The 22695-nt window shown below is 69.1% G+C and carries 18 protein-coding genes and 1 tRNA gene; 11 read left to right on the top strand and 8 right to left on the bottom strand.

Features of this window, described 5'->3' with window-relative positions; all coding sequences use genetic code 11:
* Nucleotides 1–56 precede the first annotated feature (56 nt).
* The 3 genes from ilvN to HNR09_RS13690 form a co-directional block, all read right to left on the bottom strand.
* Complete coding sequence (gene ilvN, locus HNR09_RS13700; RefSeq protein ID WP_179542544.1) at nucleotides 57–590, bottom strand: acetolactate synthase small subunit; 534 nt, start codon at nucleotides 588–590, stop codon at nucleotides 57–59.
* Nucleotides 591–593: 3 nt separating this feature from the next.
* On the bottom strand, nucleotides 594–2468 hold the full coding sequence (locus tag HNR09_RS13695; RefSeq protein WP_179542543.1) for an acetolactate synthase large subunit: 1875 nt from the start codon (nucleotides 2466–2468) through the stop codon (nucleotides 594–596).
* Nucleotides 2469–2772: 304 nt separating this feature from the next.
* Nucleotides 2773–3918 (bottom strand): 3-isopropylmalate dehydrogenase, encoded by a 1146-nt coding sequence (locus HNR09_RS13690; protein WP_179542542.1) that lies wholly within the window; start codon nucleotides 3916–3918, stop codon nucleotides 2773–2775.
* A gap of 168 nt (nucleotides 3919–4086) precedes the next feature.
* Here HNR09_RS13690 and HNR09_RS13685 point away from each other — a divergent pair, with 168 nt between their 5' ends.
* From HNR09_RS13685 to HNR09_RS13650, 8 genes are all read left to right on the top strand, one after another.
* Nucleotides 4087–5550 (top strand): aldehyde dehydrogenase family protein, encoded by a 1464-nt coding sequence (locus HNR09_RS13685; protein WP_179542541.1) that lies wholly within the window; start codon nucleotides 4087–4089, stop codon nucleotides 5548–5550.
* A 16-nt stretch (nucleotides 5551–5566) separates the two neighbouring features.
* Nucleotides 5567–6346: an SDR family NAD(P)-dependent oxidoreductase gene (locus tag HNR09_RS13680; RefSeq protein WP_179542540.1), complete on the top strand. Its 780-nt coding sequence runs from the start codon at nucleotides 5567–5569 to the stop codon at nucleotides 6344–6346.
* Between the two features lie 96 nt (nucleotides 6347–6442).
* Nucleotides 6443–7879 (top strand): amidase, encoded by a 1437-nt coding sequence (locus tag HNR09_RS13675; protein ID WP_179542539.1) that lies wholly within the window; start codon nucleotides 6443–6445, stop codon nucleotides 7877–7879.
* 17 nt (nucleotides 7880–7896) lie between these two features.
* Nucleotides 7897–9438: an ABC transporter substrate-binding protein gene (locus tag HNR09_RS13670; RefSeq protein WP_179542538.1), complete on the top strand. Its 1542-nt coding sequence runs from the start codon at nucleotides 7897–7899 to the stop codon at nucleotides 9436–9438.
* A gap of 22 nt (nucleotides 9439–9460) precedes the next feature.
* On the top strand, nucleotides 9461–10405 hold the full coding sequence (locus tag HNR09_RS13665) for an ABC transporter permease (protein ID WP_179542537.1): 945 nt from the start codon (nucleotides 9461–9463) through the stop codon (nucleotides 10403–10405).
* Nucleotides 10402–11295 (top strand): ABC transporter permease, encoded by an 894-nt coding sequence (locus tag HNR09_RS13660; protein ID WP_179542536.1) that lies wholly within the window; start codon nucleotides 10402–10404, stop codon nucleotides 11293–11295. The genes HNR09_RS13665 and HNR09_RS13660 overlap by 4 nt, the downstream gene beginning before the upstream one ends.
* Complete coding sequence (locus HNR09_RS13655; protein WP_179542535.1) at nucleotides 11292–13028, top strand: dipeptide ABC transporter ATP-binding protein; 1737 nt, start codon at nucleotides 11292–11294, stop codon at nucleotides 13026–13028. The genes HNR09_RS13660 and HNR09_RS13655 overlap by 4 nt, the downstream gene beginning before the upstream one ends.
* Nucleotides 13029–13814 carry a FadR/GntR family transcriptional regulator gene (locus tag HNR09_RS13650; protein ID WP_179542534.1) on the top strand — a complete coding sequence of 262 codons (786 nt, stop codon included), beginning with the start codon at nucleotides 13029–13031 and terminating at the stop codon, nucleotides 13812–13814.
* 12 nt (nucleotides 13815–13826) lie between these two features.
* Here the strand turns inward: HNR09_RS13650 and ilvD are convergent, their stop codons facing one another.
* Both ilvD and HNR09_RS13640 read right to left on the bottom strand, forming a co-directional pair.
* Nucleotides 13827–15575 (bottom strand): dihydroxy-acid dehydratase, encoded by a 1749-nt coding sequence (gene ilvD / locus HNR09_RS13645; RefSeq protein ID WP_179542533.1) that lies wholly within the window; start codon nucleotides 15573–15575, stop codon nucleotides 13827–13829.
* On the bottom strand, nucleotides 15556–16581 hold the full coding sequence (locus HNR09_RS13640) for an EamA family transporter (RefSeq protein ID WP_179542532.1): 1026 nt from the start codon (nucleotides 16579–16581) through the stop codon (nucleotides 15556–15558). The genes ilvD and HNR09_RS13640 overlap by 20 nt, the downstream gene beginning before the upstream one ends.
* Before the next feature lie 95 nt (nucleotides 16582–16676).
* On the opposite strand from HNR09_RS13640, the gene HNR09_RS13635 reads away from it, so the two are divergent.
* Nucleotides 16677–17915, top strand: coding sequence for a LysR substrate-binding domain-containing protein (locus tag HNR09_RS13635; RefSeq protein WP_179542531.1), 1239 nt, complete (start codon nucleotides 16677–16679; stop codon nucleotides 17913–17915).
* A 27-nt stretch (nucleotides 17916–17942) separates the two neighbouring features.
* On the opposite strand, the gene HNR09_RS13630 is transcribed toward HNR09_RS13635, so the two are convergent.
* Nucleotides 17943–19442 carry a DUF222 domain-containing protein gene (locus tag HNR09_RS13630; RefSeq protein WP_179542530.1) on the bottom strand — a complete coding sequence of 500 codons (1500 nt, stop codon included), beginning with the start codon at nucleotides 19440–19442 and terminating at the stop codon, nucleotides 17943–17945.
* A 91-nt stretch (nucleotides 19443–19533) separates the two neighbouring features.
* Entirely contained in the window at nucleotides 19534–20154 is a 621-nt protein-coding gene (locus HNR09_RS13625) for an ANTAR domain-containing response regulator (RefSeq protein WP_179542529.1), read from the bottom strand.
* A 151-nt stretch (nucleotides 20155–20305) separates the two neighbouring features.
* Here HNR09_RS13625 and HNR09_RS13620 point away from each other — a divergent pair.
* Both HNR09_RS13620 and HNR09_RS13615 read left to right on the top strand, forming a co-directional pair.
* Nucleotides 20306–20389 (top strand) — tRNA-Leu (locus tag HNR09_RS13620).
* A gap of 64 nt (nucleotides 20390–20453) precedes the next feature.
* Nucleotides 20454–21053, top strand: a complete 600-nt coding sequence (locus HNR09_RS13615) for a hypothetical protein (RefSeq protein WP_179542528.1) — start codon at nucleotides 20454–20456, stop codon at nucleotides 21051–21053.
* A gap of 91 nt (nucleotides 21054–21144) precedes the next feature.
* On the opposite strand, the gene pyk is transcribed toward HNR09_RS13615, so the two are convergent.
* Entirely contained in the window at nucleotides 21145–22656 is a 1512-nt protein-coding gene (gene pyk / locus HNR09_RS13610; protein ID WP_179542527.1) for a pyruvate kinase, read from the bottom strand.
* Nucleotides 22657–22695: the final 39 nt, after the last annotated feature.

Raw genomic sequence — 22695 nt, 5'->3', positions numbered from 1 at the left:
CTCCTTGAGTGATGGGTTCTTCTGATGAGGGATGTCGTGGGTGGGGCCCGGGCCGCTCAGCGGAGCGCCCGGTCTGTCATGGACTTCGAGCCTCGGCTGATGGCCAGCGTGCCGGAGCGCACGATCTCCCGCACGCCGTAGGGCTCGAGCACTTCCAGCAAGGCGTTGAGCTTGTCCGGGGCGCCGGTGGCCTCGACGGTGAGCGAGTCCACGGAGACGTCCACGATCTTGGCGCGGAAGAGGTCCACCGCCTGGGTCACCTGCAGCCGGGTCGGCGAGTCGGCCTTGACCTTGATCAGCAGGTGGTCGCGCTGCACCGAGTTCTCCGGTGCCAGCTCGATGATCTTGATGACGTTGATGAGCTTGTTGAGCTGCTTGGTGATCTGCTCGAGAAGCTCGGCGTCGGCATCGACCACGACCGTGATGCGGGACAGCCCGGCGATCTCGGAGGGGCCGACCGCGAGGGAGTCGATGTTGAAGGCCCGGCGGGCGAAGAGGCCCGAGACACGGGTCAGGACACCGGGCACGTCCTCGACGAGGACGGACAGGGTGCGGCGCTGGGCACCGGGGTTCGGCTGAGGGCTGGTCATGGTCTACTCCTCGTCCCATTCCGGCGTCATGTTGCGGGCGACCTGGATGTCGCTGTTGGACACCCCTGCCGGCACCATCGGCCACACCATCGAGTCTCTGCTGACCACGAAGTCGACCACCACGGGACGGTCGTTGATCGCCATCGCCTGGGCGATGACGTCGTCGATGTCCTCCTCCCGCTCGCAGCGCAGGCCCACACAGCCATAGGCCTCTGCCAGCTTGAGGAAGTCAGGGATGCGCACGACGGCCTCGCCGGAGGGGTTCAGCGACGTGTTGAGGTCCGTGTTGGAGTAGCGCGACTCGTAGAACAGCGTCTGCCACTGGCGGACCATGCCCAGGGAGGAGTTGTTGATCACCGCGACCTTGATCGGGATGTCGTTGATGGCGCAGGTGGCCAGCTCCTGGTTGGTCATCTGGAAGCAGCCGTCGCCGTCGATGGCCCAGACCACCCGTTCGGGATTGCCCACCTGGGCGCCCATCGCGGCCGGCACCGAGTAGCCCATGGTGCCCAGGCCGCCGGAGTTCAGCCACTGGCGGGGGCGCTCGTAGTCGATGAACTGGGCGGCCCACATCTGATGCTGACCGACCCCGGCCACGTAGATCGCCTCCGGGCCGGCGGCCTTGCCGATGCGCTCGATGACCTTCTGCGGCGCGATCGCGCCGTCCTCGGGCTCGGTCCAGCCCAGCGGGTAGGTCTCGCGAAGACGCCGCAGCTGACGCCACCAGCCCTCGATCTCCGTCCGGCCCTCCTTCTCGAACAGGTCGGTCAGCGCGGCGTCGAGCTCCGGGACGATCTCCTTCAGCGACCCGACGATCGGCACGTCGGCGAGCCGGTTCTTGGAGATCTCCGCCGGGTCCACGTCGGCGTGGATGACCTTGGCATCGGGCGCGAAGCTGTCCAGCTGGCCGGTGACGCGGTCATCGAAGCGGGCACCGAGAGTGATGAGCAGGTCGGCGCGCTGCAGGGCGGCGACGGCTGAGACCGTCCCATGCATGCCAGGCATGCCGACGTTGAGATCGTGGGAGTCGGGGAAGGCGCCGCGAGCCATCAGCGTGTTGACGACCGGCGCGCCCACTGTCTCCGCCAGGGCCGCGAACTCCGCGGAGGCGTCGGCCTTGATCACGCCGCCGCCGATGTAGAACACCGGGCGGCTCGCCTCGCGGATGAGCTTGGCCGCCTCACGCACCTGCTTGGCATGTCCGCGGGTCACCGGCCGGTACCCGTTGAGACCGATCTTCGGCGGCCAAGAGAAGGTCGTCTGCGCGGTCTGGGCGGATTTCGTGATGTCCACCAGCACCGGTCCGGGCCGTCCGGAGGAGGCCAGGTGGAACGCCTCGGCCATGACCTGCGGGATGGTGTCGGCGTCGGTGACCAGGAAGGAATGCTTGGTGATCGGGGTGGCGATCCCGACGATGTCGGCCTCCTGGAACGCATCGGTTCCGATCACCTGCGCGTTCACCTGACCGGTGATCGCAACCATGGGCACGGAATCCATGTGCGCGTCCGCCAGCGGCGTGACGAGGTTGGTGGCGCCGGGTCCGGAGGTGGCGAAGCAGACGCCGACCTCCCCGGTGACCATCGCGTAGCCCTGAGCCGCATGGCCCGCACCCTGCTCGTGACGGACGAGGATGTGGTTCACCGTGGCGGAGTCCATGAGCGGGTCATAGGTCGGCAGGATGGCGCCGCCGGGGATGCCGAAGACATCGGTCACGCCGAGTGCCTCGAGGCTGCGGACGATCGACTGGGAGCCGGTGACCTGCACAGGTTCCACCGGCTGGCCTGGTCCGTAGAGACGACGATCGGTCGAGGTCGTGTGACTGGGGCGCGGCCTCTTCGCGGCCAGCGCCGCGGGGCTCGTCGCAGCTGGTGTGCTCATCGTTGACTTCCTGTTGTCCTGTCCCTGGGCGGGTGATGCGGGAACCCGGAAAGGAGAAACCCCGACAGAAAAGCGTCCCTGCTGGGGCTCTCTACCGGGGTTGAGCGTATACGTCAGCTCAGGGTGCGACCGTCGTCCCGCCCGCCACGAACAGGGCTCGGACCACCCTGAGGAAGGTGGATCACTCCACTTCTCCCCCGGCGGCGAGTACGGCTACTCGTAGCAGGTGACGCATGGCCTCTATGCTTCCCGGGCGCATGACGGGTGTCAACAGACCATGAACCCGTCTCACTGAGTGGACGGCTCAGATCACGGCCGTCGCCCCTTCCCGGGCGAGCCGACTCAGAGCACTCATCAGGGATCCGCCTCCACCCGCGTGCTGTGCCGGGTCGACGTCCATGACCCGGGCAGCGATGCGCTCACCCAGTGCGGCGGTGTCGCTGCCCATGCCGGGGCCGGCCAGAGAAGGCAGCTCCGCCAGCACGGAGGCTGTGGCCGCCTCCAGACACAGTGCGGCCTCCCGCTCACCGAGGCCGGCCAGACACAGCGCCGCCGAGAGGGCCGCAGCAGCGGGGTTGGCCCACCCCTTCCCCGCGATGTCCGGTGCCGACCCATGCACCGGTTCGTACATGCTCGGAGCCGAGCCTGCCACGTTGTAGTTGGCGCTGGCGGCCAGGCCGAGGCCGCCCTGCACCGTCGCCCCGAGATCACTGATGATGTCCCCGAAGAGGTTGTCCGTGACCACCACGTCGAAGCGGCCCGGATCCAGCGGCAGATGCTGGCACATCGCGTCGGCGTGGACGTAGTCGTGCTCCACCTCGGGGTAGCGCAGAGCCACCTGGTCCACCACCTCCTGCCACAGCTGCCCGGCATGCATCAGGATGTTCGTCTTGTGGCACAAGGTCACCCGGCGACGTCGCTCCTGCGCGAGCCGGAAGGCGAACTCCACGGTGTCCGTGGTGGCGGCGACCGTGGTCAGGGAGTTCTGGACGGCCACCGCATGGGGAGTGCCGGCATGGGCGAGGGTCCCTCCCCCGGTATAGAGACCCTCGGTGTTCTCGCGGATGACCACCAGGTCGCAGTTCTGGGCAGTGACTCCGCGGATGGGGCTCTGCACTCCCGGATACAGCCGGACGGGACGAATGTTGACCGACTGGGCGAAGGCGACCCGCAGCGCGACGATGAGGCCGCGTTCCAGGATGCCCGGGGGCACCCTGGGGTCTCCGACGGCGCCCAGGAGCACGGCGTCGTGGGTTCGCAGGGCGGAGACGGTCCCCTCGTCCAGCACCTCCCCGGTGCGCAGGTAGCGCTCGGCCCCGAGATCGACGTCTGCCGTGTCCAGACTGAAGCCGCAGCGCCGCGCCGCGGCATGCATCCCTCGCAACGCGGCCTCTGTCACCTCAGGGCCGATGCCGTCGCCCTTGACGACGGCGAGCCGATACGTCCTCATGGCGGTCCTGTCCTCTCCATCCTGACCTGGCTGAGAGCGGTGGCCATTCCTCATGCGAGCTCCGGACCTTGACCGCTCAGTGTGACCTGGATCAAACTATAGGGGGCCCACTACTGGCCTGACCAGTACCCCGCGCCGCTCGTCATCCCGGACCAGGAGAACCTCACCATGGACCAGCGACCCGATCTCTGCCTGGCGTCGATCCCCCACGGGCTCCCCCTCGGTCCTGGATGGGTGCAGGATGTGCCGACCTCCGAAGTCGTCTTCCCCTTCGACGGCTCAGTCGTCGCCCACGCGCCGGTCGGACTGGTGGAGCATGCGCAGCGAGCACTGGGCGCCGGAGCCGCAGCAACCAGGACCGTGGGCAGGCTCACCTCCAAGGTCCGGAGGGAGATTCTGTTGGACGTCCACGAGGCACTGCGCAGCCGCGCCGATGAGTTCGTAGCGCTGCTCGTGGCAGAGACCGGCAAGGTGCGCAGGGACTGCGAGATGGAGGTCTCGCGCACCCTGGTCACGTGGTCGGCCGCCGCTGAGGAGATCGCTCATATCCATGGCGAGACCGTGCCGCTCGACCTGCAGGCCTCCGGCGCCGGGATGCATGGGTTCTGGACCCGGCGGCCGATCGGCTTGGTGGTCGGCATCACCGGCTTCAACGCACCCCTGCTGCTGGCCAGCCACAAGATCGCACCCTCTCTCGCCGCGGGCTGCCCGGTGATCTGCAAACCCGCCCCGGCCACTCCCCTGACGACATTGTGGCTGGCGACCCTGGTCCGAGAGGCGGCGACCGCACACGGCGCGCCTCCGGAGATCATCCAGGTGGTCACCGGAGACGCCGAGGTGGGCCGCCATCTGGTCACCGACCCCCGGGTGGCAGCAGTCTCGTTCACCGGCTCAGACGCCGTCGGCCACCAGATCGCCCGGGATGCGGCCCCACGGAAGACCCTCCTGGAGCTGGGGTCGAATGCGGCGCTGATCGTCGATGCCGAGGCAGATCCCGCCAGGGCCGCGGAGGCCGTGGTTCGCGGTGGGTACTACTTCAACGGGCAGGCGTGCATCGCGGTGCAGCGGGTGGTGGTCTGCGAGGCCGTCCGTGAGGCGTTTCTGACCGAGCTCACCCCACTGGTCGAGGCCCTTCGGGTCGGTGACCCGCGGGACCCCGCCACCGATGTCGCGCCGCTCATCGATGCCGCGGCCACCGAACGCACCCTTCGCTGGGTGGCCGAGGCAGAACGCCTCGGCGCCCGGATCCTGCACGGGGGCCACGCCACCGCCGGGGCCGTGGAACCCACCGTGCTGCTGGACGTGCCGGAGTCGGCGCAGGCATGGGGCGAGGAGATCTTTGCGCCGGTGATCGGGGTCCGGTCGGTGCCTGACCTCGACGCGGCCCTCGAGATGGTGAACCGTTCCCGCTATGGCCTCCATGCCAGCATCTTCACCCGGTCGCTGACCAACGCGTTCCGGGCCATCGACGAGCTCGAGGTCGGTGGCGTCGTCGTCAACGAGGTGCCGGGCTTCCGCTCAGACATCATGCCCTACGGCGGGGTGAAGGACTCCGGCATAGGACGCGAGGGGCCCAGATTCGCCATCGAGGAACTCACCGTCACCCGGATGGCCATCATCCGGCCGGACTAGGCATCGAAGGAGCACGATGAGCACGACGCACACGTACAGGGACCTGTTCCGCCTGGACGGACGCCGGGCGCTGGTCATCGGCGCCGGGGGAATCGGCCTCGAGGCGGCCAAGGCCCTGAAGGACCACGGGGCCCACGTCACCTGCGCAGACCAGGACATCGGCACAGCACAGTCCGCCGCCGAGGAGGTGGCGGGCGACCCGCTGCAGCTGGACGTCACCGACGCCGCGGCCGTCCGCCGGGCGGCCCAGGATCTGGGCCCGCTGGACGCGGTGGTGCTCACCGCCGCCATGAACGTCCGGAAGAGAATCCTGGACTACTCCCCAGAGGAGTTCGACCGCGTGGTGTCGCTCAATCTCAAGGGCACGTTCATGGTCATCCAACAGTTCGGGGCGCCGATGGTGGCACGCAGAAGCGGCAGCATCATCGTCTTCTCCTCCATCCGCGAGGAGGTGGTGGAGCCGGGCCAGTCGGTCTACGCCGCGACCAAGGCGGGAGCCGTGCAGCTGGTGAAGACCGCCGCCGCCGAGTTCGGCGAGGCGGGGGTGAGAGTCAATGCCATCGCCCCCGGAGTGGTGGAGACGTCCCTGACGCACCAGATCAAGTCCGACCCGCAGTGGTACCAGGCCTACGCTTCCAAGAGCGCGCTGGGCCGCTGGTCCGTGCCCTCCGAGCTCGCCGGGGCGGTGGTCTTCCTCGCCTCGGACGCCGCCGGCTACGTCACCGGCACCAGCCTTCGCGTCGACGGGGGGTGGACTGCGATCGACGGCCGATTCACCCCGCCGACTCCCCCGTGAGGACTCCCCACCCTGGCCTCCTACTGGCCAGGCCAGTAACATACCTGTCCACGTGATGCATTGCACACTGAATCTCGACGCTGCGGGGGTCACTCCATGGAATCGCTGTCCGCACCTCATCTCTCGGATCTCGACGCGGGGCAGATGGCCTCGGGCTACGCCTCGGGCGAGCTGAGCCCGGTCGACGTCGTCGACTCCTGCCTCCACCGGATGGATGCCCTCGAACCCTCCCTGAGAGCGATGTACGACCGGTACGACGAGGCGGCTCTGGCCGCCGCCGAAGCCTCGGCCCGGCGCTGGGAACGGTCCAGGCCCCTGGGCTCTCTGGACGGGATCCCCCTCACCCTGAAGGAGAACCAACAGGTGGCGGGCCGGCCGACCATCCTGGGCTCAGCATCCAACCTCCCGATACCGGCCGGGCAGAACGCCCCCGTGCTGGACAGGGCACTGCGCGGCGGAGCCTGCGTGCTGGGACGGACCACCATGTCTGAGCTCGGCATGCTCTCCTCCGGCATCTCGTCCGCCCACCCGATCACCCGCAACCCCTGGAACCTGGAATGGAGCCCAGGCGGTTCCTCCGGAGGAGCCGGGGCCGCCTCTGCCGCCGGCTATGCCCCGATCAATCTCGGCTCGGACATCGGCGGGTCCATCCGTCTGCCCTCGTCCTGGTGCGGGGTCGCCGGGCTGAAACCGACCTACGGCAGAATCGCCGTGGACCCGCCCTACCCAGGACGCACGATCGGCCCGATGGGGCGCAGCGCGGCCGACCTGGCCCGAGCGATGAGCGTGCTCGCCGGGCCGCATCCGGCAGATCCCTGGTCGCTGCGTGAGGACGGCACAGACTGGCTCGACCTCGAGCTGGACCCGATCGGGCTGCACGTGGGCCTGATGCTGGACATCGGCGACGGCGCCCCGGTCGATCCGGAGGTCGCCGCCCTCATCCGGCGGGCGGCTGAGACCTTCGTCGCCGCGGGAGCGGAGGTCGTGGAGGTGCCCCCTTATCTGACGCCGGGCACGGTGGACCTCATCGACAAGTTCTGGCGCGCCAGCCATTGGAGGAGATACCAGCAGCTCGCGCCAGAGCAGCAGGCGAAGATGCTGCCGTTCATCGCCGACTGGTGCCGGGCAGCTTCGTCGATCAGCGCCGAGGAGGCTCTGGAGGCCCATGATGCTCAGATCGAGCTGGGCCGCACCGTGCTGGACGCCTCGGCCGGCCTCGACATCGTGCTCTCCCCGATCTCCCCCGGCGCGGCCTTCCCCGCGGAGTGGCCGATGCCGTCCAATGACGTGCATCGGGCCATGGAGCACATCCACTTCTGTGTGGGCTACAACTTCGCGGGCATGCCCGCCGCCTCCGTGAACGCCGGATTCACCTCGGAGGGGAGCCCTGTGGGCCTCCAGATCGCCGCCCAGCGCCACCAGGATCGCACCGCGCTGGCCGCGGCGGCCTTCTTCGAGGGTGAGCGTCCGCAGAACGCCTCCCGACCCTGGCCGCGCGGGCGAGTCACCGACCATGTCATCCCCGGACGCTGAGAGACAAGGACACCATCATGAGACCAGCCCCATCCAGCACGGCACTCACCGCGGTCCTGGCCATCGGCGCCCTGACGCTGATGACCGCCTGCGACGCCGGCGCCGATGACGCCTCTCCGGCCGACGGCACCGACAGCGACGGCGTCGTCGCCGACGACGCGAGCGTCAGCATCGGCATGTTCGCAGTGCCGGCGAACCTGGACTTCACCACCACAGGCGGTGCCGCGATCTTCGAAGCGCTGCTCTACAACGTCTACGAGGGTCTGGTGCGCGTCGACTCCCAGGGCGAGCTCCAGCCCTTGCTGGCCGAGTCCTGGGAGATCAGCGACGACGGCCTGGAGTACACGTTCCAGCTGCGCGAAGGAGTGACCTTCCACGACGGCACTGAGTTCGACGCCGAGATCGTGAAGTTCTCGCTGGAGCGGCTGGACGAGTGGTCCGCCAACACCCCCGAGGACCTGTCGGCCATCGACTCGGTGGAGGTCGTGGACGATCACGAGGTCACCGTGGTGCTCTCCGAGCCGGACTACGACGCGCTCTTCTGGCTGGCCGGTCCGCTGGGCACCATGTTCTCCCCCGACAGCGTCGACAGCCTGGCCACCGAGGCCAACGGCACCGGCCCCTTCGAATTCGTGACCTACGAGAACGCGGTGCGCATGGAGTTCGCGCGCCATGATGAGTACTGGGGCGAACCGGCCGGGACCGCCACGGTGGAGCTGGTCTACTACGAAGACGCCTCCGCCGCCGCCAACGCCATCCGCACCGGCGGTGTGGACGCCATCCTTCGCTCCGAGGCCTATGACCAGCTGGAGAGCCTCGAGGCCGAGGACGACGTCGACGTCCTGGTGGGCTCGACCCAGGGCGTGGTGGTGATGTCGATGAACCCCGACCACGAGGCCCTGGCCCAGCCCGCGGTGCGTGAGGCCCTCCAGCACGCCATCGACAGGGAATCGGTCCTCGCGGCCGCCACTGCCGGCTACGGGGAGATCCTGGGCGGACCGACCGTTCCCACTGATCCCTACTTCGTCGACTTCTCCACCACCTATGAGCACGACCCCGAGCTGGCCCGGGAGAAGCTGGACTCTGCGGGGGTCGAGGACCTCTCGCTGACCTTCACCGTGCCGAACAGGGCCTACGCGGAGGCCTCCGCCCAGGTGATCCAGGACAATCTCAACGAGGTCGGCATCGAGGTGACCCTGCAGACGCAGGAGTTCCCCGCCGTATGGGTCGAGGAGAACATGGTCGACCAGAACTTCGACCTCACTCTGGTGAACCACGTGGAGCCCCGGAACATGGCCAACTACGCCCACGCCGACTACTACTGGGGCTACGACTCTCCGGAGGCACAGAACCTCTTCGCCGAGGCCGCCTCCGCCACCGATGACGACGAGTACGTGGCGACGATGCAGGAGCTCACCGAGCAGATCGTCGCGGACACCCCCGGGGTGTGGCTGTACAACGCGCCGAACGTGGTCCTCTCCACCGAGGGCATCTCCGGCCTGCCCGAGAACGACCTGGGCGTGGGCATCGACCTGTCCGACGTCACCGTCGCCGAGTGATCCGAGCGGGTGGAGGAGAACCATGCTGCTGCACGTGATCCGTCGGCTGGGCGTCTTCGTCCTGACGGTGATGGTCGCCTCAGTGGTGGTCTTCTTCCTGCTGGGGGTGCTGCCCGGTGACCCGGCGAGGGCGCAGCTGGGCCTTCAGGCGAGCGAGGAGCAGGTGCAGGCGCTGCGCCAGCAGCTGGGCGCGGACAGGCCGCTGCCGGTCCGCTACCTGGAATGGGTCACCGGCTTCTTCAGCGGCGACATGGGACTGTCCTACGCGTCCCGCACGCCGGTGGCCCCCCAGGTCCTCGATGCGCTCCAGGTGTCGCTGCTGCTGGTGCTGGGCGGCATCTGCGTGGCAGTCCTCATCGCGCTGCCCCTGGGCATCCTCTCCGCCGTGCGTCACCACCGCCCCGACGGTGCGCTCTTCTCCGGCCTGAGCCAGCTGGGCATCTCCGTGCCCAACTTCCTGGCCGGCCTGCTCCTCATCGCGGTCTTCGCGGTGGCCCTGGGGTGGCTGCCCTCGGGAGGGTGGTCGCCGCCGGCGGCGGGCGTGGACTTCCTCCGACATCTGGCCCTCCCGGCACTCGCCCTCGGCCTGGTCAACGGAGCCATCCTGGCACGCTACACCCGTGCTGCGGTGCTGGAGGTGATGCGGGAGGACTTCATGCGCACCGCCCGGGCCAAGGGCCTCACCCCGGGCAGGACCCTGATCCGTCACGGACTCCGCAACGCCCTGGTGCCCGTGGTCACGGTGACCAGCATCGAGTTCGCCAACCTCATCATCGGGGCCGTGGTCATCGAGACGGTGTTCGTCATCCCCGGGCTCGGGTCCACCCTGATCCGGGCGGTGGCCAACCGCGATCTCATCATGATCCAGTCGATCGTGATGTGTGTGGTGATCCTGGTGCTCGTGGTCAACCTGCTGGTGGACCTGGTGCGCCCCGTCATCGACCCCCGCCTCAGGAGCACGAGATGAGCACGAGGAAGAGCAGCCCGGAGAACCGCTCCGCGCCGCAGACTGAGGAGGTGCCGCCTCTGCGCCGTCGCCGCCGCGGCGGCGGCCCGATGATCCTCGCCGGCAGCGTACTGGTCTCTGCCGTGCTGCTGATGGCGCTGGTCTCCCTCTTCTGGACCCCCCAGGACCCCACAGCCACCCACGCGGTCGACCGTCTGGCCGGTCCCAGCGCCGACCATTGGCTGGGCTCGGACGGACTGGGCCGGGACATCGCGTCGATGCTGCTGGCCGGCTCACGGGTGCCGCTGCTGGTCGGGCTCGGCACGGTGACGGTGGGGTTCGCCCTCGGTGTGCCCTTCGGCATCATCGCGGCGATGACCGACCGCGGCGCAGGTATGTGGCTGATGCGCGGCAATGACATCCTCCAGGCCTTCCCAGCGCTGCTGCTGGCCATCATCCTCGCCGCGGTCTTCGGGCCCAGCACGCTGACCGCCATCATCGCTCTGGGACTCGGACTCGCACCGGGTGTGGCCAGAGTCGTCCGCTCGGGCACTCTGCAGGTCCTCAGCCGCGAATTCGCCCTGGCCGCCCGCGCCGCCGGGCGGGGAGCGCTCTATCTGGCGGTGCGTCATGTGCTCCCGAACATCCGCGGCATCCTGATCGTCCAGGCCACCGTGGGATTCGCCATCGCCATCCTCGCGGAGGCGGCGTTGAGCTTCCTCGGCCTGGGCACTCCCCCGCCCACAGCCTCCTGGGGCCGTATGCTGCAGGACGGCCAGTCCGTCCTGCATGTCGCACCCCTGACCGTACTGTGGCCAGGGCTGGCCGTCGCCGTCGCCGTGCTGGGTTTCAATCTGCTCGGCGACGGGCTCAGGGACCGGTTCGACCCGCGAATGGAGGTGGCGCGTTGAGCGTCGGCCGTGCAGAACCCCTGCTGAGCGTGGAAGGCCTCTCCGTCCGCGCGGGCGCGGACCGGCTGGTCCGCAACATCGACTTCAGCATCTCCCGTGGGGAACGCGTGGGCCTCATCGGCGAGTCGGGGTCAGGCAAGTCCCTGACCTGCCTCTCCGTGATCGGCCTGCTCGGTCCAGGCCTGCACGCCGACGGGCGTGTCACTCTTCACGGCGGCCCTCAGCCGGTCGACCTGCTGACGGCGCAGGAGAAGCAGATGGCCACTCTCCGTGGAGACCGGATCTCCATGGTCTTCCAGGAGCCCATGACGGCGCTGAACCCTCTGATGAAGGTGGGAGATCAGCTGACCGAGAGCCTGCGGATCCACCAGCCGAGGACCACAGACCGCAGACTGCGCATGCTCGAGCTGCTCTCCTCGGTGCGCATCCCCGAGCCCGCCCGTGCCGCCACCGTCTACCCGCACCAGATGTCCGGGGGCCAGCGGCAGCGCGTGATGCTGGCGATGGCCATGGCCAATGAGCCGGACCTCCTGCTGGCCGACGAGCCGACCACCGCCCTGGACGTCACCGTCCAGAAGCAGGCCCTGAACCTCATGACCGAACAGGTGAGGCGCGCAGGCTCCTCTTTGCTGTTCGTCACCCATGATCTGGGCGTGGTCTCGGAGGTGTGCGACCGGGTGATCATCATGCGCCACGGACAGATCGTGGAGAGCGGGCCCCTCGACAGGGTGTTCACCGCACCGGAGCATCCCTACACCCGCGCGCTGATGGCCGCCTCCGCCCTCGAGACGCACCCGGCCACCAGGCGACTGGTGACCGTGGACGGACCGCCCCCGGAACGCCCGGATCCCGTCGAGACGCCCGTACCCCCGGCCGGAGCCGGGGCCGGGGCCGTTCAGCATGAGACCTTGACCGAGGGCGGCTCCTCCCCCGTCTTCAACGAGGTGGAGGACCCGGCGCTCAGGGTCCGTGACCTGACCCGCACGTACGGCAGCCCTGGGCTCCTCGGCCGCGGTCGCACCGTGCGGGCGCTGCGGGGAGTCTCCTTCGACGTGGCCGCAGGGCAGCGGTTCGGAATCGTCGGGGAGTCCGGCTGCGGCAAGTCGACGCTGCTTCGACTCCTCACCGCGCTCGACGACCCGAGCTCAGGTCAGGTGGAGGTGAGCGGACAGGTGATCAGCCGCCGTCGGGAGAAGCAGCTGCGCTGGCTGCGTGAGACCATGCAGATCGTCTTCCAGGACCCGATGGGATCTCTGGATCCCCGGATGGCAGTGGAAGACATCATCACCGAACCGCTGCGAACAGCGTCCCGGACCGAGCGGAGCCGCCGGGTGGACGAGCTCCTGCAGCAGGTCGGGCTGCCACTCAGCTCGGCCGCGAAGCACCCGCACGAGTTCTCCGGCGGGCAGCGCCAGCGCATCGCCATCGCCCGGGCTCTGGTCACCAAGCCGGAGATCCTCATCGCCGATGAGGCTGTGTCTGCGCTGGACGTCTCCGTGCGTGCTCAGGTCCTCAATCTGCTGGACGACCTCGTCGAGGAGTACCGGCTCACCCTGGTCTTCGTCTCGCATGACCTCAATGTGGTCCGTCACAGCTGTGATGTCGTGGCGGTCATGAAGGCCGGCAACATCGTGGAGTGCGGCCCCTCAGCGGACGTGCTGGAATCTCCTCAGCACCCCTATACGAAAGAGCTGGTGTCCGCCATCCCCCGACTCAGAGACAAGGTGCGTTAGATGCGCTTCGAACCGGTGAAGAAGGTGCCCTCCTACGAGATGATCGTGGAGCAGATCGAGGCTGGGATCCGCGAGGGGAGGCTGCACCCCGGCGATCGGCTCCCCGGCGAGCGGAGACTGATGGAGACCTTCTCGGTCTCACGGCCCACGGTGCGTGAGGCGATGCGGGTGCTGCACGCCACCGGGGTCGTCAACACCCGAGCGGGCGACCCGCGGGGCCCCGAGGTGCTGCCGTTCACTCCTCAGGCCCTGGAGCGCCCGCTGCTGCGCATGACGCACCAGCAGGGCACGACCCGAGCGGAGCTGATCCAGTTCCGGCTGCTTCTGGAGGGCCAGTCGGCGCTGCTCGCCGCTGCCTCGGACGACACCCAGGCCAAGGAGGAGATCTCCGCCCGGGCCGCTGACCTCACGCATCTGGCCGACCGGGCATCCACCGCGGAGCCCGAGGCGCCTGCGGATCTCCCGGAGCAGTTCGGCGTGCTGCTCTCCGGCTTCCACACGGCCATCCGCGCCGCCTCCGGCAACCAGCTGCTGCAGGCGACCGGGCAGGCCGTCGACGGAGCGCTGACGACCATCGCCCGGCAGCGACTCGGGGGCGAGACCGACAGCACGGCGCTGAGCTCGCGGCTACGCCGCTCTGCTCAGGACGCGGCCGCACTGACCGAGCGCATCCAGGCCCAGGACCCGACCGGCGCACGGAAGATCGCCACGGAGAACATCTACCGCTTCTACAAGGATCGGCTCACCGCCGAGGAGCTTGAGGCGCTGGGGCCGCTGCTCGGCTGACAGGGGCAGAGCTCAGCCGCAGTAGGCCCCTTCGGCCGCCGAACCCACCAGCTTGGCGTACTTGCCGAGCACACCGGTGGTCACATACGGCTCCAGCGGAGTCCATTCCTGCTGTCTGCGGGCCAGCTCGTCCTCGGCGACCACCAGCTCGATGGAACGTCCGGCGATGTCCACACGGATGGTATCGCCGTCGGCGATGAAGGCGATCGGACCGCCGTCGACCGCTTCAGGGGCGATATGGCCGATGCACAATCCCGTGGTGCCTCCGGAGAAGCGGCCGTCCGTGATGAGCAGGACGTCCTTGCCGAGCCCGGCGCCCTTGATGGCGCCGGTGATCGCCAGCATCTCGCGCATGCCGGGGCCTCCCTTGGGCCCTTCATAGCGGATGACGACGACGTCGCCGGCATGGATCTTCCCCTCCTCCAGGGCCTTCAGCGCAGCCTGCTCACGCTCGAAGACCCGGGCGGTGCCCTCGAAGACCTCGGCGTCGAAGCCGGCCGACTTCACGACCGCGCCCTCCGGCGCCAGGGATCCACGCAGCACGGCGATGCCCCCGTTGTGATGCATGGGGTCGTCCAGCGAGCGGATGATCTTGCCGTCGATGTCCGGCGGATTGATGGCCGCGAGGTTCTCCGCGACCGTCCGGCCCGTGACCGTGAGGCAGTCGCCGTGGAGCAGCCCCGCGTCGAGCAGGGCGCGCATGACCACCGGGACGCCGCCGACCCGGTCGACGTCGGCCATCACGTACTGGCCGAAGGGCTTCAGGTCTCCCAGGTGCGGGACCTTGTCACCGATGCGGTTGAAGTCGTCCAGGGTGAGGTCGACGCCGGCCTCCCGGGCGATGGCCAGCAGGTGCAACACGGCATTGGTGGAGCCGCCGAAAGCCATGGTCACAGCGATGGCGTTCTCGAAGGCAGGCTTGGTGAGGATGTCGCGGGTGGTGATCCCCTGGCGGAGAAGGTTCACCACAGCCTCGCCCGAACGATGGGCGAAGGTGTCTCGACGACGGTCCGCCGAGGGCGGAGCCGCGGAGCCCGGCAGGGACATGCCCAGCGCCTCACCGATGGCGGCCATGGTGTTGGCGGTGTACATGCCGCCGCAGGCCCCCTCGCCGGGACAGATGGCGCGCTCAATGACGTCGAGGTCGGCCTCACTGATGGCGCCGCGGGCACAGGCACCGACGCCCTCGAAGGCGTCGATCAGGGTGACCTCCTTCTCTGTGCCGTCGGCGAAGCGGGCGATGCCGGGCATGATCGATCCGGCGTAGAGGAACACCGAGGAGAGGTCGAGACGGGCCGCGGCCATGAGCATGCCGGGCAGGGACTTGTCACAGCCGGCCAGCAGGATGGAGCCGTCGAGCCGCTCGGCCTGCATGACGGTCTCCACCGAGTCGGCGATGACCTCGCGGGAGACCAGCGAGTAGTGCATTCCCTCGTGGCCCATCGAGATCCCGTCGGAGACGGAGATCGTGCCGAACTCCAGCGGATAGGCGCCTCCGGCGTGGACTCCCTCCTTCGAGGCACGGGCCAGGCGGTCCAGCGAGAGGTTGCAGGGGGTGATCTCGTTCCAGGAGCTCGCGATGCCGATCTGCGCCTTGGAGAAGTCCTCATCCCCCATGCCCACGGCGCGGAGCATGCCGCGGGCGGGAGCGCGGGTGTAGCCGTCGGTGACCTGCCAGCTGCGGGGCTTCTCGGCGGTCGACGGGCCGGTGACCGGCTGCGGAGGGGTGAACGGGGTGTCCTCACTGGTGCTCTGTGCCATAGGCAGATCGTATACCGGGCTCGGAGGGCGCGGGGAGGCACCTCGCCGCCGTTCTGGAATGTGAGACGAGCGCGGAGGTGGTGGAGGGCTCGCCGATAAGGTCAGGCACAGGGTCAGGCACAGGTTGCGCAGGTGGCCGGCGCCGGGCCCGGCTGTTGGCCCAGAGCACCCCTCCGATCACCAGGACCCCACCGAGGATCTCCCCCTGCAGCGGCACCTCCCCGAGCGCCGCCCACGCGGTGAGGATCCCGACCACCGGCACGAGCAGGGAGAAGGGCGCGACGGTGCTGGCCGGGTGGCGGGCCATCAGCCAGACCCACACCGCGGAGCCGATGACGGTTCCGGCAGTGATGGTGTAGAGCAGGCCGAGCCAGGCCGGGACGGCGGCCGCGGTGAAGGCGGTGGTCAGGGAATGGGCGATCTGCTCCGGTCCCTCGACAGTGAGCGAGAGGGCAAGCATCGGAAGCGGCGGGATCACGGTCATCCACAGCACCAGGTGCATGGGCTTCTCGGACCGGGCCTGTCGCGAGGCGATGTTCCCCAGGGCCCAGCCGAAGCCGCCGAGCACCACCAGCAGGAAGGGCGCCCAGCCGTCGAGGCCCCCGCGGGCCAGCCCCACGACGACCAGCCCGGCCACCGCGACGGAGACGCCGACGGCCCGGCGGAGTCCGAGCCGCTCATGGAGCAGCAGCGCGCCGAGCAGCACGGTGAAGGGTGCCGACGACTGCAGCACCAGGGAGGCGAGTCCTGCAGGGAAGCCCGCCGCCATGCCCAGATACAGCCCGAAGAACTGCAGGGTGCCGAAGCCCAGCCCGTAGCCGATCAGCCAGCGCAGCGGCACGTCCGGGCGCGGCACCAGCATGAGGGTCGGCACGGCCAGGACGGCGAAGCGCAGAGCGACCAGGAAGAGCGGCGGGAACTGCTGGAGCGAGAGATGGATGGCAAGGAAGTTCAGGCCCCAGAGCAGAGCGACGGTGAGCGCGAGGAGGACATGACGGATGGGCATGGTTCAGTCTCTCCTCGCAGCACTCATCAGCACCAGCGCATCATTCTGCACCTGCAGTGAAGCAGAACTGACGAATGGGTGGGATGATGCCTCCCATGGAGCACCGACATCTTGAACTCCTCCGCGAGCTCGCCGCCCGCGGAACACTGGCTGCTGTGGCGAAGGCCACCCACCGCTCTCCCTCGGCAGTGTCCCAGCACCTGCGCGCGGCAGAGCGGGACCTGGGGGTGCGGCTGGTGGAGCCGGCGTCACGCACGGTGCGGCTGACACCGGAGGGAGAGCTGCTGGCCGCCGGGGCGGCGGACATCGCCGAGCGCATGGCCGACCTGCAGGCCCAGCTGGACGCTCGGCGCGGCGCCCCTGCCGGGACCGTCACCCTGGGCACGCTGCCCAGCGCCGGCGAGGCGCTCATGCCGGGCCTGCTGGCGCGGACCGCTGGGACAGGGATCGTAGTGGACCTGGATGACTTCGACCTGGCCGAGGCTGATTTCGCGGCGCGCGCCCACGACTCCGACATCGTGATCGCCCACAGTCTGAGCGGAGACGCCCCCGCGGGCACGAAGGAGCTGAACGTCACCGTGGTGGCGCATGAACCCCTCGTGGTGGCGCTGCCGGCCGACCACCCGATGGCAGGCGCCGAAGCGATCGGCCCTGAGGAGGCGCAAGCGCTGGAGTGGATCGGGGTGCCCCCGGGCTACCCCTTCGACACGGTTCTCGTGGCTCTGGAGAACGAGCTCGGAGCCCCACTGTCCCGTCGAGTGCGGCTGCGCGACAACCGCCTCGTGGAGTCGCTGGTGGCTGCCGGAATGGGCGCCGCCCTGCTGCCGGGGTTCACCACCCGCCCCCGTGAGGGTCTCGTGCTGCGTCCGCTGACCGGTGTCCGGGCGCAGCGCTCCATCGTGGCTCTGAGCCGCCCCGATCGGCATGCCCGGCTTGCCGTCCGCACCGTGACCCGGCTGCTGCAGGAGACCGGCGCCGCGCTGGAGGACGCCCACCGTGAGCCGTCCCCGGGCGAGGTGGCAGGACCCGTGGTGGACGACGAGACCCGCTGTGTGCACTACGCCTCCGCACTGGACGTGGTGGCGATCCGATTCCACTGCTGCGGACGCTGGTACCCCTGCCTGCACTGCCATGCCGGGGCCGAGGACCACTCTGTGCTGCCTTGGCCCGCGGATCGGCATGACGCCGAGGCCCTGCTCTGCGGCGTGTGCCGACGGCGGTTCAGCATCACCGAGTACCTCCAGGCCGAAGGATGCACCGGCTGCGGGGCGGCGTTCAACCCGGGGTGCAGCCGACACCACCCGGTGTACTTCGAGATGGGCCCACCGAGCTGAGAGCACCCGCCGAGCTGAGAGGGGCGTTCAGGCGGCGCAGACGTACTCCACCTGCTGCGGCGGGAAGACCAGGTCCACGGTGCGGGCGGGAGGCCCGGCGGCACGACCCACGTCCGGACGATGATCGCCGGGGTGCTGAACGCCAGGGTGTTGAACGTCGGGTCGCTGGTCCCGCGTGTCTTCTGCCTGAGGCAGCACACCGTGAGACTTCATCCGGTGATGCCGCCGGCACAGCATCTGCAGATGGGCCGCCGCGGTGGAGCCTGCGGGCCAGGGCAGCCGGTGGTCGGCGTCGCATCGTTCTGCGGGCACGGTGCAGTCCGACGCCTGGCAGGTGCCGTCACGGAAGGACACCGCATCACGCAGCACACGCGGCACGAATCGTCCGCTGTATTCATGGGCGAGCACGTCGAACTCCACACCCGTCGGACCGAGACCGGGATGCGCCGGTGAGGCTCCGGAGTCAGACGGTGGGTCCGTCGTGCTCAGCAGATCGCCCCTGCGCCCATCACGGGCGGGCGGGCCGATGGCGGGCCCGTCTGACGGAGCTTGCAGATCGGGCGAGTCGGGATCGGATTCCGCAAGGTCAACGATCATCGTGTGCCACCGAAGGCGGGTGGAAGGATCAGCCAGCAGCCCGAGTACCTGGTCCGGCGGCACCGGGCGGGACCGGTCGCGCATCACAGCCGGCGCATCGCTCTGTCCGGCCAGGGGCGCCAGCGGCACCATCACGGCCACTGACGCCTCGACGGACGCGTCACGCACGGTGCGACCGTCGAGCAGCCAGGCGGCAAACAGGTCAGCCTCACGCTCGGCGAGAGTGCGCGGGTCGCCTCCCGCACGCGTCTCAGCGAGTCCACCGGCCGGGTCAGAATTCTCCGACCCGTCCGGGGTGAGTGTCGAGTGGTGAGGGATCGGCTGAGTGGGACTGACGGCCACAGCACGCAGGCGGTTCCGGATGGCCTCGGCGGTCAGTGTGGGGAGCAGCGCGTGCAGATGGCTCATCCCATCGTCCAGGTGCTCCAGCCACAGACCTCGGGCGCGTTCGGCAGCCTGTGCCCGGCGCCGATGCTCCTCCGGCTCACGCACAGCCACGAACCGGCGCAGCCAGGCGTCGATCTGTGCGGGACGCCGCTCTTCGGCGCAGGCCGTGGCCCGCGCGTCGAGCGCCTCCAGGCTGGCAGGGTGGACGAGCTGCTCACTGGTCTCCACGATGCGGCGCAGGGTCCGGGCATCGAGCCGCCCCTCGCGGAAGCCCCGCCAGGTCCGAGGCAGGTCCCGGCGTGCCGTGCGAGCCTGCCTCAGCAGCGTCGCCACGGAGTGCTCGCTCAGGCACATCGCGCCTGCGATCTGGGCACGGACGGCCCGGCGCTCCAGCTCACGCAGCTGCCCGGTGAGATCCTGCGCGGCGAGGCGACGGTCGGCGTCGTCGACCACCTGGAGGGCGGCGCAAACCTGCTCAGCTTCAGCACGCCGCAGCGCCAGCGTGGCACGCCGCGAACGGCGTCCGTGCCGGGGTCCTGCCACACGGCGTGTGGCGCCGCGGTGTCCATGTCTCACACCCTAGGCGCCACCCCTGACACGTCCGACGGAAGACGGCGACAGGTGGACGAGTCCGTCAGGACATCTGGTCGACGACGGTCTCAGCGACCTCGCGCATCGAGAGCCGGCGGTCCATGGAGGTCTTCTGGATCCAGCGGAATGCCTCAGGCTCGCTCAGCCCCATCTTGCTGGTCAGCAACGACTTCGCGCGGTCGACCAGCTTGCGGGTCTCGAACTTGTCAGCCAGGGAGGTGACCTCCTCTTCCAGCGCTCGGATCTCATCGAACCGTGCGGCCGCGACCTCGATCGCGGGGATGAGGTCGTTTTCGGTGAACGGCTTGACCACGTAGGCCATCGCGCCGGCCTCGCGGGCGGACTCGACGAGATCACGCTGCGAGAAGGCCGTGAGCATGACCACGGGGGCGATGCGCTCCTCCGCGATCACCTTCGCCGCGGTGATGCCGTCCATCTTGGGCATCTTGACATCCATCACGACGAGTTCGGGCTCGTGCTCCCGCGCGAGCTCCACCGCCTGCTCGCCGTTGTCCGCCTCGCCGACCACCTGGTAGCCGGCGCCGGTGAGGATCTCGACGATGTCGAGGCGGATGAGGGTCTCGTCCTCGGCGACGAGGACGCGACGGCCCTGGGTCTCCGCGGGGGCGTCGCCCGATGGGGCGGACTGCTGCTCTTCAGTCACCGTTCTCCTTGGATGAGGTCCGGGCCGTCCGCACAGGGCAGACGGCTGATGGACGGGCCGGTTGTCCCCTTTAGGGTATCGCCCGCTATGCTGTTCAGGCACCTCAGGGTCGCCTCCATGAGACGAACAGACGCCCTGAGGACTGGCACCGGCCCGAATGGCGGAATTGGTAGACGCGCCGCACTCAAAATGCGGTACCTCTGGTGTGTGGGTTCGAGTCCCACTTCGGGCACCAGAAATGCTGCAGGGATCTTCCTGCGGCACCTCGTGGAAGCCTCGGCGGCCTAGACTCTGACATCATGCGTCGTCGCGCTCGCCTCCGCCTCGCCCAGCTGCTCACCGACGTGCTGAGCCCCTCCCCGCTCATCGCCGTGCTGCTGGTCCAGGTGGCTGTGCTCACCGACCCCCTGTGGTGGTGGGCATCGCTCATCGCGGTGACGTTCCTCGCGGTCGTCCCGTGGGCGATCATCCTCGTGCTGGTCCGTCGCGGGGCGGCCACTGACCGATACGTCCGCCACCGAAGCCAGCGGCACCTGGTCTATGCCCTCGCCCTGGGTTCCATGCTGCTCGGGACTGCTCTGCTGCTGATCATTCCGACCACCGTCGACGTCCGCCTCGCCGCAGGCCTCGGGGTCGGGACGCTGCTCGCCGTCATGGTCGTCAACACCCGCGTCAAGATCAGCGTGCACGCGATCCTGGCTGCGCTGACCGGGCTCGTCGTCCCCGCCGGACTTCCCGGAGACACCTGGTGGGCGCTCGGGGCAGCCTGTTGGATGCTCGTGTGCTGGGCCCGGCTCGTCCTGCAGCGCCACAGCGCCCTCGAGGTGATGCTGGGGAGCCTGCTCGGCGTCGGGGTCGGAGCCGCCTTCCTCACCTGGGCTCCGCACTACCCCGGATAGCTGGCCACGGCGGACACACCGACCCGGGCATGACGGAGCCCCGTGGCGAGATCGCCACGGGGCTCCGTCATGCAGAGAGGGGACGAGCCCCTCAGAGTGCGCTGTCCGCGCTGCGCGCCGGCCACGGCCCCACCGGCTCGCGGTTCGGCGGGGCGTCACCGCGCCGCAGCGAATCGATGTCCGCCGCGTCCGAGATGTCACCGATGCGGTGCACCTTGACCATGTTCGTGGTGCCGGCCTGACCTGGAGGCGAACCGGCCGCGATGACCACCAGCTCCTCCGGCTGGGCGATGCCCTCCTCCAGCAGAAGCTTGTCCACCTGTGCGGTCATCTTGTCCGTGTGGGAGGCGAACTCCACCCACCGAGGCTGCACGCCCCAGCTGAGGCACATGATGTTGTGGGTGTGCTCCACGTGGGTGAAGGCGAAGATCGGCTGCTCACGACGCAGACGGGACAGCCGCCGGGCCGAGTCGCCTGAGCGGGTGAACGTGGCCAGATACTTCACACCCAGCTGCTCCGCCATCTCGGCGGCCGCGCGGGTGACCGCGCCTCCACGGGTACGAGGGGTGGAACCCAGCGGTGGGATCCGACCCAGGCCCTTGCGCTCGGTCGCCTCGATGATAGAGGCCATGGTCTCTACGGTCTTGACGGGGTACTTGCCCACCGAGGTCTCCCCGGAGAGCATGACCGCGTCAGCGCCGTCGAGCACTGCGTTGGCGCAGTCCGAAGCCTCCGCGCGGGTAGGACGGGGGTTGTCGATCATGGACTCCAGCACCTGGGTGGCCACGATGACCGGCTTCGCCCAGCGGCGGGCCAGCTCGATGGCGCGCTTCTGCACCATCGGGACCTCCTCCAGCGGAAGCTCCACACCCAGGTCACCACGGGCGACCATCACCGCGTCGAAGGCGTCCACGATGTCCTGCAGCGCGTCCACCGCCTGCGGCTTCTCGACCTTGGCGATGACCGGCACGCGCCGGCCCTCCTCATCCATGATCCGATGGACAGCCTCGATGTCCGTGGCGTCACGCACGAACGACAGGGCGACCATGTCGAAGCCCATGCGCAGGGCCCACCGCAGGTCCTCCTCGTCCTTCTCGCTCAGCGCCGGCACGGAGACGGCCACACCGGGCAGGTTGATGCCCTTGTTGTTGGAGACCTTGCCAGGGACCTCCACCTCGGTCAGGACGTCGGTGTCGGTCACCTCCAGGGCCCGCAGGGAGACCTTGCCGTCGTCGATCAGCAGAGTGTCGCCGGGCTTCACATCACCGGGCAGACCTTTGAAGGTCGTGGAGCAGCGCTCCTTGGTGCCGTCGATGTCGTCGATGGTGATCGTGAACCGATCGCCCTCGGCGAGCACGTGCTCGCCCTCGATGAAGCGCCCCAGGCGGATCTTGGGTCCCTGCAGGTCAGCGAAGATGGCCACCGCCTGGCGCAGGTCCTTGGACACCTCGCGGACGGTGCGGTAGGTCTCTTCATGGACGGTGTAGTCGCCGTGGCTCATGTTCACCCGGGCGACGTCCACCCCTGCTTCGACGAGCTGGCGCGTCACTTCATAGCCGGCGGTCGCCGGTCCGAAGGTGGCGACGATCTTCGCGTGTCTCATGCCTCACCCTTTGTCGTATAGGACTGTCAAGTTCTCGAT

This window comes from Nesterenkonia xinjiangensis (assembly GCF_013410745.1).
Lineage (GTDB): Bacteria > Actinomycetota > Actinomycetes > Actinomycetales > Micrococcaceae > Nesterenkonia > Nesterenkonia xinjiangensis.
This window is presented reverse-complemented; position numbering and strand designations above follow the sequence as displayed.